The sequence below is a fragment of the Tsukamurella hominis genome (genome assembly GCF_965137015.1).
In the GTDB taxonomy this organism is placed as follows: Bacteria; Actinomycetota; Actinomycetes; order Mycobacteriales; family Mycobacteriaceae; genus Tsukamurella; species Tsukamurella hominis.
In genome coordinates, this window is the sequence record NZ_CBCRZG010000016.1 from 111101 (window position 1) to 126009 (window position 14909).

General features: G+C 72.0%; 14 protein-coding genes. 5 read left to right on the top strand and 9 right to left on the bottom strand.

The window, feature by feature from the left end:
• Window positions 1-11: 11 nt before the first annotated feature.
• From ACM9LD_RS18540 to ACM9LD_RS18560, 5 genes are read right to left on the bottom strand one after another with little or no spacing between them, the layout of a single operon-like run.
• Window positions 12-347, bottom strand: coding sequence for a DUF6802 family protein (locus ACM9LD_RS18540; protein ID WP_415678032.1), 336 nt, complete (start codon window positions 345-347; stop codon window positions 12-14).
• Window positions 337-1392 carry a hypothetical protein gene (locus tag ACM9LD_RS18545; protein ID WP_415678033.1) on the bottom strand — a complete coding sequence of 352 codons (1056 nt, stop codon included), beginning with the start codon at window positions 1390-1392 and terminating at the stop codon, window positions 337-339. The genes ACM9LD_RS18540 and ACM9LD_RS18545 overlap by 11 nt, the downstream gene beginning before the upstream one ends.
• Window positions 1389-2108, bottom strand: a complete 720-nt coding sequence (locus ACM9LD_RS18550) for a hypothetical protein (RefSeq protein WP_415678034.1) — start codon at window positions 2106-2108, stop codon at window positions 1389-1391. The genes ACM9LD_RS18545 and ACM9LD_RS18550 overlap by 4 nt, the downstream gene beginning before the upstream one ends.
• A 40-nt stretch (window positions 2109-2148) precedes the next feature.
• Entirely contained in the window at window positions 2149-3726 is a 1578-nt protein-coding gene (locus ACM9LD_RS18555) for an MFS transporter (protein WP_415678048.1), read from the bottom strand.
• Window positions 3727-3779: 53 nt separating this feature from the next.
• Window positions 3780-4508, bottom strand: coding sequence for an LppX_LprAFG lipoprotein (locus ACM9LD_RS18560; protein ID WP_415678035.1), 729 nt, complete (start codon window positions 4506-4508; stop codon window positions 3780-3782).
• 37 nt (window positions 4509-4545) lie between these two features.
• On the opposite strand from ACM9LD_RS18560, the gene trmB reads away from it, so the two are divergent.
• The 4 genes from trmB to ACM9LD_RS18580 all read left to right on the top strand — a co-directional run bounded on the left by trmB (window position 4546) and on the right by ACM9LD_RS18580 (window position 10664).
• Window positions 4546-5346, top strand: coding sequence for a tRNA (guanosine(46)-N7)-methyltransferase TrmB (gene trmB, locus ACM9LD_RS18565; protein WP_415678036.1), 801 nt, complete (start codon window positions 4546-4548; stop codon window positions 5344-5346).
• The gene (locus ACM9LD_RS18570) at window positions 5343-6005 is read left to right on the top strand and encodes an NYN domain-containing protein (protein WP_415678037.1); all 663 of its coding nucleotides are present in this window, start codon (window positions 5343-5345) and stop codon (window positions 6003-6005) included. The genes trmB and ACM9LD_RS18570 overlap by 4 nt, the downstream gene beginning before the upstream one ends.
• Window positions 6006-6039: 34 nt before the next feature.
• Window positions 6040-9057 carry an MMPL family transporter gene (locus ACM9LD_RS18575; protein WP_415678038.1) on the top strand — a complete coding sequence of 1006 codons (3018 nt, stop codon included), beginning with the start codon at window positions 6040-6042 and terminating at the stop codon, window positions 9055-9057.
• 89 nt (window positions 9058-9146) lie between these two features.
• Complete coding sequence (locus ACM9LD_RS18580; RefSeq protein ID WP_415678039.1) at window positions 9147-10664, top strand: protein kinase domain-containing protein; 1518 nt, start codon at window positions 9147-9149, stop codon at window positions 10662-10664.
• Here the strand turns inward: ACM9LD_RS18580 and ACM9LD_RS18585 are convergent.
• The 4 genes from ACM9LD_RS18585 to ACM9LD_RS18600 form a co-directional block, all read right to left on the bottom strand.
• On the bottom strand, window positions 10637-11152 hold the full coding sequence (locus ACM9LD_RS18585; protein ID WP_415678040.1) for a hypothetical protein: 516 nt from the start codon (window positions 11150-11152) through the stop codon (window positions 10637-10639). The two genes, ACM9LD_RS18580 and ACM9LD_RS18585, sit on opposite strands and share 28 nt — an antisense overlap.
• A 95-nt stretch (window positions 11153-11247) precedes the next feature.
• Window positions 11248-11541: a hypothetical protein gene (locus tag ACM9LD_RS18590; RefSeq protein WP_415678041.1), complete on the bottom strand. Its 294-nt coding sequence runs from the start codon at window positions 11539-11541 to the stop codon at window positions 11248-11250.
• Window positions 11542-11565: 24 nt separating this feature from the next.
• Entirely contained in the window at window positions 11566-12738 is a 1173-nt protein-coding gene (locus tag ACM9LD_RS18595; protein WP_415678042.1) for a fatty acid desaturase family protein, read from the bottom strand.
• 27 nt (window positions 12739-12765) lie between these two features.
• Window positions 12766-13818, bottom strand: a complete 1053-nt coding sequence (locus ACM9LD_RS18600) for a flavin reductase family protein (protein ID WP_415678043.1) — start codon at window positions 13816-13818, stop codon at window positions 12766-12768.
• A gap of 177 nt (window positions 13819-13995) precedes the next feature.
• Between ACM9LD_RS18600 and ACM9LD_RS18605 the strand changes: the two genes are divergently transcribed.
• Window positions 13996-14655, top strand: a complete 660-nt coding sequence (locus tag ACM9LD_RS18605; RefSeq protein ID WP_415678044.1) for a TetR family transcriptional regulator — start codon at window positions 13996-13998, stop codon at window positions 14653-14655.
• Window positions 14656-14909: the final 254 nt, after the last annotated feature.

The following is a 14909-nucleotide window of genomic DNA, read 5'->3' on the forward strand; positions in this document are numbered from 1 at the left end:
ATCGAACGGTGTCAAGCAATGTCGCCCCTGTCCATCAGTCGCCACCGGCCGTCGGCGAACCGCCACGTCTCGAACGTGCCGTTCGGCCGCACTCGGTGGTAGACGTCGGCCACCCCGTCGGCGTCCAGGTCGGTGAACACGGCGGTGCCCTGGGCGTCGGTGAGGGTGCCGGTGTCGACCAGGCCGTCCCCGTCGGTGTCGAGGGCGTGCACGTCGTACCAGCCTTCCTCCGCGTGCACCCAGAGCCCACCGGGCGAGGGCTCGGCGGAGGGGACGGCACCGTCGAACAGCCCCGGCCCGAAGGCGTCCGTGTCCGGCGACCCGAACAGCCCGAATTCAGGGTCCATACTCATTGGACGCACCAGCCTCCCGATCGGTTCCCTGCCCGCGCGCGAGCCGCAGCGCGGCGTCGGCCTCCGCGGCGACGAGCGCCGCCGCCAGCTCGGCCTCGACCCGCTGCCGGAACCGGGCCGCGGCCGCGTCGGCCCGGTTCCGGCGGTCCGCCCGCGCGGCCGACCGGCGCCGCACCCGCAGCAGCCAGACCGCGGCGGCGAGCCCCACGGCGAGGCTGATCGGCAGCGCGAGCCAGCGCAGGGCACCCAGCGCCTCCAGCGGCGCGGCCACAGCCCGGCCGATGCCCAGCCCGGCGGACGCGCCCAGGATCAGCACCGCGAAGTCCTCGGGCCGGCGACGGTACGCGGGCGCGTCCGGCGGATCGGGCCGGGGCAGCACCGGCACGGCGGGCTCCGGCGGCTCGGGCCACCCCGCGAAGGTGCCCCGGTACGCGGCGCGCAGGTGCGCGTCCAGCGAGCGCTCCAGCGCGACGGCGACCGCGGTGAGCCGGGGCCGCACGTCGGGTCCCGGCTCGTCCTCCTGGCGCCGGAACCCCTCGGCGGAGTCCGCGAGCAGCGTCGCCCGGATCCGCGCGACGGTGGAGCGCAGGTACGCGGAGCGGTCCGCCCGTTCCAGGGCGGGGTTCGGCGGCACGGCGCGCGGGCCCGCGGGTGCGACGGGCCGCACGGGCAGCGGATCGTCGAGCGCGGCGCGCAGCGCGTCGAAGCCACCGCCCGAATCCGGCTGGACGCTCATCACGTCGCCGCCCAGGAGTCGCCCGGACTCCGCCAAGGTCGCCGCGGCGTGCGGATAGACGTCGGCGCCGGTGGCGGCCAGCACCGCCGGCAGGCCCGCGCGGAGGCGGCCGAGGGCGACCGCGTCGACCGCGTCGGCGGGAACGCAGGCGTCGAGCAGGTAGACGAGCACGTCGTGATCGCCGCGGTGCTCGCCGAGCGGGACCGGCACGCCGTCGGCGCCGACGGCCGCGGCGTCCCCGCCCAGGCGGTCCGCGACGGCCGCCGCGCCGGCCGGGTCCTGCCCGGCCACGAGCACGGTCACGACGCCCGCCCCAGGCGGTCCAGCAGCAGCTGCTCGGCCTCGTCGCGCCGCGCGCAGTCCGTGGCGGCGACGGCGCGCAGCACACCGTCGAACTCGGCTTCCCGGCGCTCCTCGTACCCCTGCAGGGCCGCGGCGAGCGGCGGGAGCAGCGCGTCCACGCCGCTGAGCTCGCGCAGGCCGGCCAGCAGCACCTCGTCGGGCATCGACGGGGTCTCGCGCAGCGCGCCGAGCGCGCACGCCAGCCCGTAGCCGCCGAACCGGCGCAGCAGCGGGGCGTCCTCGCCCAGCGCCTCCGCGGCCGCGAGCGCCGACTCGGGCAGTGCAAGGGGCGATTCCGCGAGGCGGCGGATCGCGGGCAGGTCGTCCGCGTCGACCCCGTCGAGCAGCGCCATGACCGCGACGATCGGGCGGCCGAGAACCTCACCGAGGCGCGCGGCGTACTCGTCGGCGGCGCGCCAGGAGCCCGCGGCGTCGGCCTTGGTCCACGCGATCACCGCTGGGCCCGTGGGATCGGCGTCCAGCGCCGCGATCGCCGCACGGTCGGTGGCGCGCAGTCCCCCGGCGAAGCAGTAGAGCAGCGCGTCGGCGCCGCCGTCGTCCTCGGCCGTCTCGACGGCCCGCGCGCGTAACGCCACGCCCAGCGTCGTCCTCCCGACCCCGGCGCGACCGAGTAGCCGCACCCGTGGCGCGCCGCGGCGCACGGACAGATCCCCCATGAGAGCCCCCGCTCCCGATCGGCGCCCCCGCGCCGATCGCCTACCGGGAGGGTACGAGCGCCTCGTCGTCCTCGGTGGGCGATTGCTCCGATTCGTGCCGGCCGCCGGCCACGGAGGCCGCGAACCCCGCGCCGACCAGGCAGATCACCGCGGTCACGCCGAAGACCTCGCCGAACATCCGTCCGTAGGCCTCCTGCGTCTGCTGCGCCACCGCCATGGCCGTCTTCATGAAGTCGCCCGTCGAGGCGATCCGCGGCATCGAGTCCATGATCGCGTTCAGGCGGTAGAAGCCGAAGGTGGTCAGCGCCGCCACGCCGATCAGCATGCCGCTCATGCGCGCCACGACGAGCAGCGCCGAGGCGATGCCCGCCTGCGACAGCGACACCGCCCGCAGCGCCGCCGACGACAGCGGGCCGATCACCACGCCGAGCCCGAAGCCGGCGATCGCGAGCGAGGTGTCCAGGGCCGGGAGGAAGCCCAGGTAGTGGGCGGAGAGCACGTCCACCGGCCAGGTCGCGATGAGCACGTAGCCGCCCGCCGCGACGATGAGGCCGACGACCGAGACGATCCGGTCGCCGAACCGGGTGGCGAGGAAGCCACCGAGGATCGCGCCGACGGGCAGCGCGAGCAGGAAGCGGACCAGGGTGAGCACCGCGGCCACGCCGTCGCGCTCCAGCACCAGCCGCGCGTAGATCTCGACGTCGACCAGGGTGACCATGAGCGCCGCGCCGGCGCACACCGAGGCGGCGCAGGCGGCGAGGAAGGGCCGCACCCGCATGCCCGCGGTGTCGATGAGCTTGGTCCGCGCGAACCGCTCCCACACGCCGAAGAGGACGAAGGCCACGGCGGCGCCCAGCAGCAGCCACAGCCCGCCCGGCGGCAGGACGTGCTCGCCGTCCGGCTCCGGGTTGTAGAGGCCGATCACCGACAGCCCCAGCGCGACGGCCAGGAGGAGCCCGCCGACGACGTCGACCTTCTGCTTCGACACCGCCCGCTTCGGGACGGTCAGCTGCAGCAGCAGCATCGCGACGAGCGCGAGCGGCACGTTGATCCAGAAGACGACGCGCCAGGCGTCGTCGCGGGGCACCGAGGAGACGTGGTTGTGGACCAGCGTCACCACGCCCACGCCCACGACGGGGCCGAGCACGCTGCCCAGCTCCTGCGCCGCGCCCACCCAACCGAGCACGGCGGCCCGTCGACGCGCGGACCAGAGGTCGGCGGCGAGGGCGAGGGTCACGGGCAGCAGGGCGCCGCTCGCGACGCCCTGCACCACGCGGCCCACGAGCACCTGGTCGAGGGCGGTCACGTCGACGTCGATCCCGGCCACGGGGATGTGGAACGCGATCTCCATCGTGCCCGCGAGCGCGGTCAGCACCGATCCGACGATGAACAGCGCCAGGCTGGCCTGCAGCACGAGGCGGCGGCCGAAACGGTCCGACAGGCGGCCCAGTAGCGGCATCGCCGCGATGTAGCCCAGCAGGTACCAGGTGATGATCGGGGTGGCGAGCTGGATCCGGTTGATGGGGATCTCGACGCTGCGCATGATGTCCTCGAGGACCGAGACCACCACGTAGGTGTCGAGCGCGCCGAGCAGTACCGCGAGTCCCGCGGCGCCCATGGCGACCCCGCGGCCGCGCACGCGGCCCAGTGCCTCCGGCGCCGCGGTGACCGTCACTTCGCGGTCTTCGGGTCGAGCAGGGTGACCTTCTTGCCCCAGTCCGAGAGCGTCACGGTGAGGGTGCCGGCGTCGAAGCCGACGTTGGCGCGGACCAGGTTGTTCGGCGCGGCCTCCTGCACCCAGAAGGTGAGCGGGCGGTCGCCGAGCGCGGCCTTGGGGACGATGCCGGCGAGCGCGGTGCCGGGGATGACGCCGGAGACGCGGACGGCCTCGACGCCGCCGATCTGCTCGCGGCCCTCGACCTTCGGGTCGCGGACGGAGGAGATGAGGTTGGCGATGCCCTTGTCGGGATCGAGGATGGCGGAGGCGTCGTAGATGTCGGCGGCCAGGCCCATGTCCTGGTAGGTCTGCCCCGCGCCGAACTGTGCCCACAGGTGCGCGTCGACGACCACGAACTTGGCCTTGACCTGGGTGCCGTTGAAGGTGACCTCGGCATCGCCCTGGCCGGAGACCTTGGGCTGGTTGGTGAGGTAGGCGGAGACGCTCTTGACGGGCAGGTTGGGCACGGTGCCGTCGACGGACAGGTCCAGCTGCACGTCGTGCAGGTCCCGCGCGGCCTTCGACGAGGCGTCGATCAGGGTCTTGGCGTCGGGCAGCGGGGCGTCGTTCACCTTCTGCCCTTCGCTCTTCGAGCAGGCGGCCAGGAGGCCGACGACGGCGAGCAGGGCCACCACCGTGGAGGCGAGGCGGAGCGCCGTGTGGCGAGAGTTACGCACGATCATGCGGCCAATGCTAAGTCACAAGCGAGAAGCTGGGACGATGGAGAGCGTGCCCCAATCCCAGGATCCCCGCGCCGAGCACCGTCGGCTGTACCCCCGCGTGACGAGTTTCCGCTCCCGTCGCGCCTCCCTCACCCCCGCCCAGCAGCTGGCGATGGACACGGGCTGGGAGACCCTCGGCCGGGACATCCCGCCCGCCTCCCCTCTTTCCGACGGTGCGCCCGACGGGGCCTTCCCGGCACCGTCGCACCCCCTGGACGCGGAGGCCTGGTTCGGGCGGAAGGCCCCGCTCATCGTGGAGATCGGTTCCGGTACCGGCACGTCGACCTGGGCGATGGCGCAGGCCGAACCGGAGAACGACGTCGTCGCCGTGGAGGTCTACCTGCCCGGCATCGCCCAGCTCGTGGGCGCCGTCCAGCGCGCGGAGCTGACGAACGTGCGGGTCGTGCGCGGCGACGGGGTCGCGATGCTGGAGGACATGATCGCGCCCGGCTCGCTCACCGGCGTGCGCGTCTACTTCCCGGACCCGTGGCCGAAGGCGCGCCACCACAAGCGCCGGCTGCTCCAGCCGCGCATGTTCTCGCTGATCGCGGACCGTCTGCGGGTCGGAGGGATTCTGCACGTGGCCACTGATCATGCAGACTATGCAGAGGCGATTGCGGAGACCGCACCCTTGGAGCCGCTGTTGCGGCCCGTGGTGCTGCCGCCGCGGCTCGCCGACGCCGGGCTGCCGATCTCCGTCGACCGCCCGGTGACCAAGTTCCAGGACAAGGCCGCGCAGGTGGGCCGCGAGATCCACGAGTTCGTGTGGGAACGCGTGGAGGAAGGAGAGGTGCGGTGACGCCGCTCGACGCACCCCCCGACCCGCAGGCCGACGTGGCCGCGCGCGTCCTGCTCGTCTGGGACGCGCCCAACCTCGACATGGGGCTGGGCTCGATCCTCGGCGGTCGCCCGACGGCCGCGCACCGCCCGCGCTTCGACGCGCTGGGCCGCTGGCTGCTGGAGTACACCGCCGGCCTGGAATCGGACACCGACACCCGGCTCGAGCCCGAGGCCACCGTCTTCACCAACATCGCGCCCGGCACCGCCGACGTGGTCCGCCCCTGGGTCGAGGCCCTGCGGAACGTGGGCTACGCGGTGTTCGCCAAGCCCAAGATCGACGACGACAGCGACGTCGACGAGGACATGCTCGACCACATCGACGTCCGGCGGTACTCGCCGGGCCTCGGCGGGTTGCTCGTCGCCTCCGCGGACGGCCAGGCCTTCCGCGAGCCGCTGGAGGAGATCGCCGCAAGCGGTGTACCGGTAACCGTCCTCGGGTTCCGTGAGCACGCCGCCTGGGCGCTGGCGTCCCCTACTCTGGAGTTCGTCGATCTCGAGGACATCGCCGGGGTGTTCCGCGAGCCGCTGCCACGGGTGAGCCTCGATTCGCTGCCCGACGAGGGTGCGTGGCTGCAGCCGTTCCGTCCCCTGTCCTCGCTACTTTCGAGCCGGGCCTAGCCCTAGAACCGGTTCACCGGAAAGGAAATTTCGCTTGTTCGCAGCTATAGGACGCTTCACGTACGCGTTCCGATACACGATCATCGCGGTCCTCTTCGTGTCCATCGCCGCGACCGGCGTCTGGGGCTTCCTCGGGCTCGGCGCCAAGACCAAGATGAACGGCCTCTACGACGAGGCCAGCGACTCGGTCGCGTCCGCCGTCGTCACCGACAAGGCCAACGGCCGCGAGATGCAGCCCGACATCCTGGTGCTGATCAAGCCGGCGGAGGGCAAGAAGATCTCCGACGAGGACGTCGAGAAGGCCGTCGAGAAGACGCGCCAGGACGTCCTGGCGAAGTTCGCGACGGGTGACGACGCCAAGCTGAACCCGCTCAACGAGAAGGACCCGCAGGAGAGCTCGCTCAGCTACACGATGTTCGCCCCGGGAGCGCCCCAGGCGAACGACGGGCTGTACAAGAAGTTCACCCGCACCGACGCCGACGGCGGCACCTGGGGCTTCTTCACGCTGCCGATGAAGTCGGCGGACGACACGCAGCGCGGCAAGGACTGGGTGTCGATCCAGCCGGCGCTGATGGAGATCCTGCGGTCGGAGGCGAACAAGCCGGTCTTCGAAGCTCAGGTGGCCGGCCTCGTCCCCGTGACCTCGGAGGTCACCGAGGGCGTGCAGAAGGACCAGAAGAAGGCCGAGATCATCGCGCTGCCGCTGGTCGCGATCGTGCTCTTCTTCGTCTACGGCGGCATCGTCGCCGCGGTCCTGCCGATGATCATCGGTGTCATGACGATCGGCGCCGCCATGGCGGTCGCCTCGGTGATGGCCGATTTCACGGACGTCAACCTCTTCGTCGGGCCGATCATCTCGCTCATCGGCCTGGGCATCGCCCACGACTACGGCCTGTTCATGGTGTCCCGGTTCAGAGAGGAACTGGACGAGGGGTACGACACACCAACGGCGGTCAGACGCACGGTCATGACCGCCGGCAGAACGATCATCATGTCGTCGCTGCTCATCGTCGCCGCGCTGGCCTGTCTCTACATCTCCCCGCTGGGCCTGCTCACGTCGATGGCCACGGGCGCGCTGCTGGGCGTCTTCATCGCCGCGATCCTCTCGCTGACCCTGCTGCCCGCGATGCTCGCGGTGCTCGGCCCGCGAGTCTTCGCGCTCAGCTTCCACTGGTTCCTCACCATCTTCGACAAGTGGAACCTGCCGCTCATCGGCGGAATCATCCACTGGGCCGCCGAGAAGACGGGCCGGGCGAAGACCAAGGCCAACATCGAGGCCGGCATGTGGGGCAAGGTGACCGACGCGGTCATGAAGCGCCCGAAGACGGCGATCGTCGGCGTCGTGACGCTGCTGCTCGCGATCTGCATCCCCATCGTCGGCCTGCAGTTCGGCGGCATCTCGCAGACCTACCTGCCGCCGACCAACGAGACCCGCCAGGCGCAGGACCAGTTCCAGGAGCTGTTCCCGGACAACACCGGGCAGCCGGTCAAAATCGTCTTCACCAACGCCAGCGACGAGCAGATCAAGCAGGTGCTCGACGAGGCGAACAAGATCCCCGGCTTCACGCACTCGAACCCCGCGGACCCGAACTCCGCGCGCTTCAGCCCCGCGACCGACGCCGTCTCCACGGCCAAGGGCACGTCGGACAAGCTCGAGGTCCGCGGCCAGGAGGTCACGGTGCGGACGTCCAACGGCAGCATGCAGGACCCGAACGACACCAAGGCCGTCGGCGAGGCGGTGACCGCGCTGCGCGGCATCCAGATGGACGGCGCCGACCCGAGCAAGGGCGTCGGCTTCCTCGTGGGCGGCATGCCGGTGCTGCAGTACGACTCCATCGACTCGATGCTGAGCCTGCTGCCCATGCTCCTGCTGCTGCTGGTCGTGGTCACCACGCTGATGATGTTCCTGGCCTTCGGCTCGCTGACGCTGCCGATCAAGGCCGTGCTGATGTCGCTCCTGTCGCTCGGCTCCACCCTCGGCTTCCTCACCTGGATGTTCGTCGACGGCCACGGCGGCGACATCTTCAACTTCACCGGTGGCCCGATGATGGCGCCCGTCCTGGTGCTGGTGATCGCGGTGGTCTTCGGCCTCAGTACGGACTACGAGGTCTTCGTGATCTCCCGCATGATCGAGGAACGCGCGGGCGGCGCCACCACGAACCAGGCGATCCGCGCCGGCACGGCCAACACGGGCCGGATCATCACCGCGGCGGCCGTGCTGCTCGCCTGCGTCGCGGCGGCGTTCGCGACCTCCGACCTGGTGATGCTGAAGTACGTCTCGTTCGGCCTGATGTTCGCGCTGCTCATCGACGCGACCGTCGTCCGCATGGTGCTCGTGCCCGCCGTGATGAAGCTGCTCGGCGACGACTCCTGGTGGGCCCCGCTGTGGATGCGCAGGATCCAGGAGGCCGTCGGCCTCGGCGAGACCTCGCTGCCCGCCGAGACCCGCGACGGCCGCCCGCTGTCGTCGGTCAAGCCCGCCACCGCGGGCCCGGGCAAGGCCGCACCGGAGCTCGTCGGGGCGGGGGCGCCGGTCTCCGCCACGCGGACGACCGCGGCGCCCGAGGACGGCAGGCTCCATCCGCCGTCGAACCTGCCCGACGTGCGTCCGGCCCGGCCGACCCCGGTCGGCCCCGGCCCGCGCCGCCCCGGCCCGCCGCCCGGCTTCTCGGGCCGGCTGGAGCTGCCGCCGCGCCCGTCGGCGCCCACGCAGCGCCCGCCGCAGGATCCGCGCAGCTACCAGCAGCCGGTCCCGGGCCGCGGCCCGCAGCAGGGCGGCCCGCAGGGGCCGGGACAGCCCACGCGGCACCGTCAGGGCCCGCCCCCCGGCCCGCAGGGACCCGGCGGACCTCAGGGACACCGTCCGAGCGGGCCGATCGGCCCGGGCCCGAGCGGCCCGATGCCGCGGCAGCAGCGCCCGGGCGGACCGCAGGGCCCGCGCCAGCCGTACCCGCCGCGTCCGCAGGGCCCGGGTGGGCCGCAGGGTCCGCGCCCGCAGGGCCCGACGGGTGAGGGGCCGCGCCCCCAGCAGCGTCCCCCGCACCAGGACTGATCCCGCACCACGAACGAGCCCCGATCCCTGTCGGATCGGGGCTCGTTCCGTGTATCGGTCGGGGTCGCCGCGCAGTAGGCTTCGTGAACATGGCGGGGAACGACCAGGACCTGGAGATCGCCGGGTACCGGGTGCTCGATCGGCTGGGCGCGGGCGGAATGGGGCAGGTCTTCCTCGTCGCGCATCCCCGGCTGCCGCGCAGCGATGCGCTCAAGCTGCTCGACGGTGCCGTCTCCTCCAGCGAGGAGTTCCAGGCGCGGTTCATCCACGAGGCGGATCTGTTGGCGCCGCTCTCGCACACGAACATCGTGCACCTGTACGACCGCGGGCGGCTCGACGACGGCCGGCTGTGGCTGACGATGGAGTACTTGCAGGGCACCGACGCCAAGCAGCTCCTGCGCGAGCGCGGGCCGCTGCCGCTGGGCCTGGTCGCGCAGATCGTGGGTGGCGTGGCGGCGGCGCTGGACTACGCCTACGAGGACTTCTCCATCACCCACCGTGATGTGAAGCCCGCGAACGTGCTGGTCCGGATGCGTGGTGAGCGGGCGAGCGCGGTGAAGCTCGTCGACTTCGGCATCGCCAAGGCCTCCACCGAGGCGAGCTCGCTGACGGTCACGGGCACGACCGTCGGGACGCTGGGCTACCTCTCCCCCGAGGCGATCAACGGGCTGGAACTGGACAACCGGACCGACCTGTACTCGTTGGCGACCGCCGCGTTCGAGCTGCTCACCGGGGCGCCGCCCTTCGCCGGCACGACGATCGCCGCGATCATGGGCGCGCACCTCTACCAGCCGATCCCATCGCTGCACCTGCGCGGCCCAGGCCTGCCCGAAGATCTCGACGCCGTCTTCGAACGCGCCCTCGCGAAGGATCCGGCGGCCCGGTACGCGACGAGCGGCGAGTTCGCGGCGGCCCTGGCCGCGATCTCCGCGACCGCGCCGGACGCGTGCGCCCCGGCACCGTCGGCCTCGTCGGGCGAGGGCGAGAGCGTCGGGACCGGGGAGGATCCGCACTACGCCTCGACCACGATCCGCCCGGCCGTCGACGGCCCCGTCGGCGACGCCGCGACCACCGTGCTCGCCACTCCCGCCCCGACGTCGGCGACCGTCGAACTCCGCCGTGGTGAGACCGTGGACCTGCCCGCGCCGGCCGAGCACCTGCTGCGCGTGACACCGCCCGGGATCCGTTCCGACAGCGACCTGTTCGCGTTGGTCGTGGACGGCGATCGGCGGGTGCTCAGCGAGCGGCACCTGGTCTTCTACAACAACCCGCGCGACCCGGACGGCATCGCCGAGCTCGCGCCCACCGGCCTGGTCCTCGCGCCGCACCTGCTGCCGCGGGGCGCCCGGATCGTGGTCGCAGTCGCCTCCGACGCGCCGGAACCCACCCGCCCGACGGTGCCGGCCGTGGTCGTCGAGTGCGCGGCCGGCGCCTGGGCGGTCCCCACGCCCCCGGAGCCGGGCCTGCGCGCGTCCGTGCTGTGCGAGGTGTACCACCGCGACACCGCGGAGGGTCTCGTGCTGCGACTGCGCGCCGTCGCGCAGGGCTGGACCGACGGCGTCGCCGCCCTCGTCGGCGCCTACGGCGTCGAGGTCGACGAGCCCTGATCCGTCGAGAAATCGGGCTTCGCCTTCGGGGCCGACGGGGCCGGCTTCGGCGCCGCGGCCTTGGGGGCCTCGACCTTGGGGGCCTCGACCTTCGGTGCCGGCGTGGCCTCGGCCTTCGGCGCCGGCTTCTCCCCGGCCTTGCTGTCGGCCTTCGGCGACGGCTTCGCGTCGGCCTTCGCCGCGGCGGCACCCTTGTCCGCGGCGCCGGGCTTCGCGGCGGGAGTCTTGACGCCCTTGACGGCGGCGATGTCGGCGGAAACGTTCGCCGCGGTGGACTTCACGTCCGCGTCGAGCTTCGACCCCGCGGACTTGAGGTTGGTCACGCCCTCGGTGACCTCCTTGCCGGCCGACTTCACGGCGTCGACGTCGGAGGTGATCTCGGACTTCTCGTCCGCGGCGCGACCGGCCGCCCCGCGTGCCTGCGTCAGCCCGCCGATGATCCCGCGGATCGTCTTGACGACGGCCTTGCCCTGCTCGATAGCGCTCACGGCCACACCCCTCCTGGAAGATTATTGGATTGCAACCTTCTCACGGGCGGCTGTGCGCTGCCACCGTTCGCGTCACGGTGGGTGCATCGAGCGGGTCAGGAGTCCGCGGCCGGCCCGGTCTCGTCGGAGGCGGTCCCGGGCCCGGCGGTGGGCGTGTCGGGCAGGTCGACGGGGGCGGCCGGCGCCGACCGCTGCTCCGTGCGGGCCTCGTCCGCGGCGGCGGCCTTGGCGGCCTGCCGCATCTCGAGGGCGTCGCTCACGGCGTCGCCGATCTCCCGCGCGACGTCGGCGACGGCGGTGGTGATGATCGTCGCGATCCGGCCGACGCGGATGGCCGTCGACTCGACGGCCTCCTGCGCCGCGTCCTTGCGCCGCTCCAGTTTGCCCACGTCCGCGCCCTCCTGCAGTCCGGCCTAGACCAACACCATCTCACGCTCGGCGGCGCGCTGCCAGCCCGCCTTGGCGAGGGCCTTCGACGCCGCGTCCTCATGCCGGGCGCGCTCGATGGTCACGGCCAGGTCCGGCTCCTGCTTGGTCCAGCGGTTCGGCAGCGAGAGCTTCGCGATCTTCTTCCACGTCGAACCGAGCTGGCCGCGCAGCGAGCCCGTGTTGTAGGGCAGACCGAACTCCTCGCACGTCGCGCGGACCTCGGCGGCGATCTCCGGGTAGCGGTTGGCCGGGATGTCGGGGAACAGGTGGTGCTCGATCTGGAAGCTGAGGTTGCCGCTCATGATGTGGAACAGGCGGCCGCCGTCGATGTTCGCGGAGCCCAGCATCTGCCGGACGTACCACTCGCCGCGGGTCTCGTCGGCCGTCTCCTCCTTGGTGAACGTCTGCACACCCGACGGGAAGTGGCCGCAGAAGATGATGGAGAAGGTCCACAGGTTGCGGATCAGGTTTGCGGACATGTTGCCCAGGAAGGTCAGCGGGAACAGCGGGCCGGTGAGCGCCGGGAAGATGACGTAGTCCTTGAGGACCTGCTTGCCCGCCTTCTTCCGCATGCCCGCGACGAGCCCCTTGATGTCGCCCCACTTGCGCTCGCCCTTGACGATCCGCTCGGCCTCGAGGTCGTGCAGCATGACGCCCCACTGGAACAGCACCATGAGCGCGCCCGCGTAGGCGAGGTTGCCCAGGTAGTAGGGGTGCCACTTCTGCTCCGGCGCCATGCGCAGGATGCCGTAGCCGATGTCGCGGTCCATGTCGAGCACGTTGGTGAACGTGTGGTGCAGGTAGTTGTGGCTGTGCTTCCACTGGTCGGCGGGGCACACGGTGTCCCATTCGAACTCGCGGGAGTTCAGGCCGGGCTCACGCATCCAGTCGTACTGGCCGTGCATGACGTTGTGGCCGATCTCCATGTTGTCGAGGATCTTCGACACGCCCAGGGAACCCACGGCCAGCGGCCACAGCGGCGGCAGGTACATCATGGCGCGACCCGCGATCTCGAAGCCGCGCTGCGCGCGCACGATCTTGTAGATGTACTCGCGGTCCTTGGCGCCCAGGTCGTTCAGGACGCGGGTGCGGATGGCGTCGAAGCGCTCGCCGATGATCTCGACCTGCTCGGCGGTGAGGGTGATGTGCTCGGTCATGATGGACTCCCCTTCGAAGATGGTGGGCTACAGCGCGATCTCGACGTCGCCGACGGGCGCGCTGATGCAGAGCTGGATGTGCTGATCGGGCTCGTCGTCGGTCTCGCCCGTGAGGATGTTGGTGGTGCAGCCGGTCTTGCGGACGGCGGTGCAGGAGAAGCAGATGCCCATGCGGCAGCCGCTCTCGGGGAAGAGGCCGGAGGACTCGGCCTGGTCGAGGATGCTGCGGCCGTCGTTGTCGACCGCGGTGCCGGCCTCGGTGAAGCGCAGGGTGCCGGTCGCCTCGCCCGACGGTGCCGCCGCCACGGGCGGGGTGAACTCCTCGACGCGGAGCTCGACGCCGGCGTCGGAGTACAGCTGTTTCGCGGTCTCGAGGAGCGGCGCGGGCCCGCAGGCGAAGCCGATGTCGCCGAGGCCCTCGAGGTGCTCGGGGCCGAGGTGACGGCCGCCGGCCCGGGTGTACACATAGGTCACCGAGACGTTCTCCCGGCGGGCGAGGCGATCGAGCTCCTCGCGGTACGGGTTGTCGGCGGAGTCGCGGCAGAAGTGCAGGACGTCGACCGCCCCGTCGTGCTCCTCGTCCACAAGCGTGCGCACGATCGAGAGTACGGGTGTGATTCCGCTGCCGCCGCTGATGAGGCGGATCCGCCCGGGGCGGTTCCCCGGCGTCCCGGGCAGGGTGAAGGTGCCGGCGGCCGGGGTGAGCCCCAGCACGTCGCCGACCGCGAGGTTCTCGCGGAGGTGCTTGCTGACGTGGCCGTCGGCGTCCGCGGTCACGGTGAACTCCAGGTCGCCGGGCCGGTGCTGCGAGCCGGCGGGCGAGAAGCAGCGCGTCTGGCGGACGCCGTCGATCACGACGCTGACCTGGATGAACTGGCCCGCCTCGAAGCCCTCGAACTGGCGGGTGGGCGTCACGGTGAACGTCACCGACCGGTCGGTGCGGCGGCTCACGGCGGTGACGCGGCCGCGGATGTCGGTCCACGTGACCATCGGATCGACGAGTTCGAGGTAGCGGTCGACGGCGTGAGGCGTCAGCACGGCCTCGACGACGGATCCGGCGAATCGAGTGAAGCGGCTCATGGCTGTGTTTCTCCGTTCAGTGCACGCTTGTACACTCACAGTATGCACGCAGTCGTTGCCTCCCCGTCAAGGAGTAGTTCCGTGACGTCCACCACAGGCCCGGCGCCGGGTTCGGCCTCCACCCCGGCGCGGGTCGCGCACGCAGCGCGTTCGCCCCGGCGGGATAGACTCGAATCCATGCCCAGACCGTCCCCTCGCGCCGTCGAACGGCACACCCCGGGGCCGTCGCGGGCGGAGGCCAAGGAGCGCACGCGGCAGACCCTGCTCGACGAGGCGCTGGCCCTGGCCGGTGAACGCTCGTTCGCAAGCCTGTCGCTGCGCGAGGTCGCCAAGGCCGCCGGCGTGGTGCCCACCGCCTTCTACCGCCACTTCGCGTCGATGGACGACCTCGGCGTCACCCTGGTCGAGGACGCGATGCGCGTGCTCCGCCGCATGCTCCGCGAGGGCCGGCGCGACGGCGTGGCGCCCAGCGGGGCGGAGGCCGTCCGTGTGGTCGCGAAGCAGGCCCGCGCCAACGACGCGGAGTTCCAGTTCCTCGTGCGCGAGCGCTACGGCGGATCCCCCGAGCTGCAGCGCGCGATCGACGTGGAGCTGCGGCTGTTCGCCAAGGAGCTCACGCACGACCTGTCGCGGATCCCCGCGCTCAGCGAGTGGAGCGTCGAGGACCTCGACATGATCGCCGACCTCTACGTCACGATCATGCTGGGCTTCGTCGCAGAGCTGGTGCGCATCGACGCCCGCAACACCCGCGACGAGGACGAGCTCATCGACCGCACCACCCGCCAGCTCACCGTCGTCGCCCTGGGCCTGGCGTCGTACACCCCGCGCGAGCGGTAGCCCGGGAACGCGCTCCGGTGGACCCCACCCACCGTTCGCCCCTAACACCTTGTCAGCGATACGCAGTCAGCGGTCAGCGGTCAGCGGTCAGCGGTCAGCGGTCAGCGGTCAGCGGTCAGCGCACGATCGCCCACCACACGTTCAGTCCCCGTCGATCGCCATCTCCCCCAGCTCGCGTTCAGCCCCCCAATGATCGCCGTCTCCCCCACCCTGCGTTCGTGCCCCCACGGGACGCCGGTCGTGGAATGGGGGAG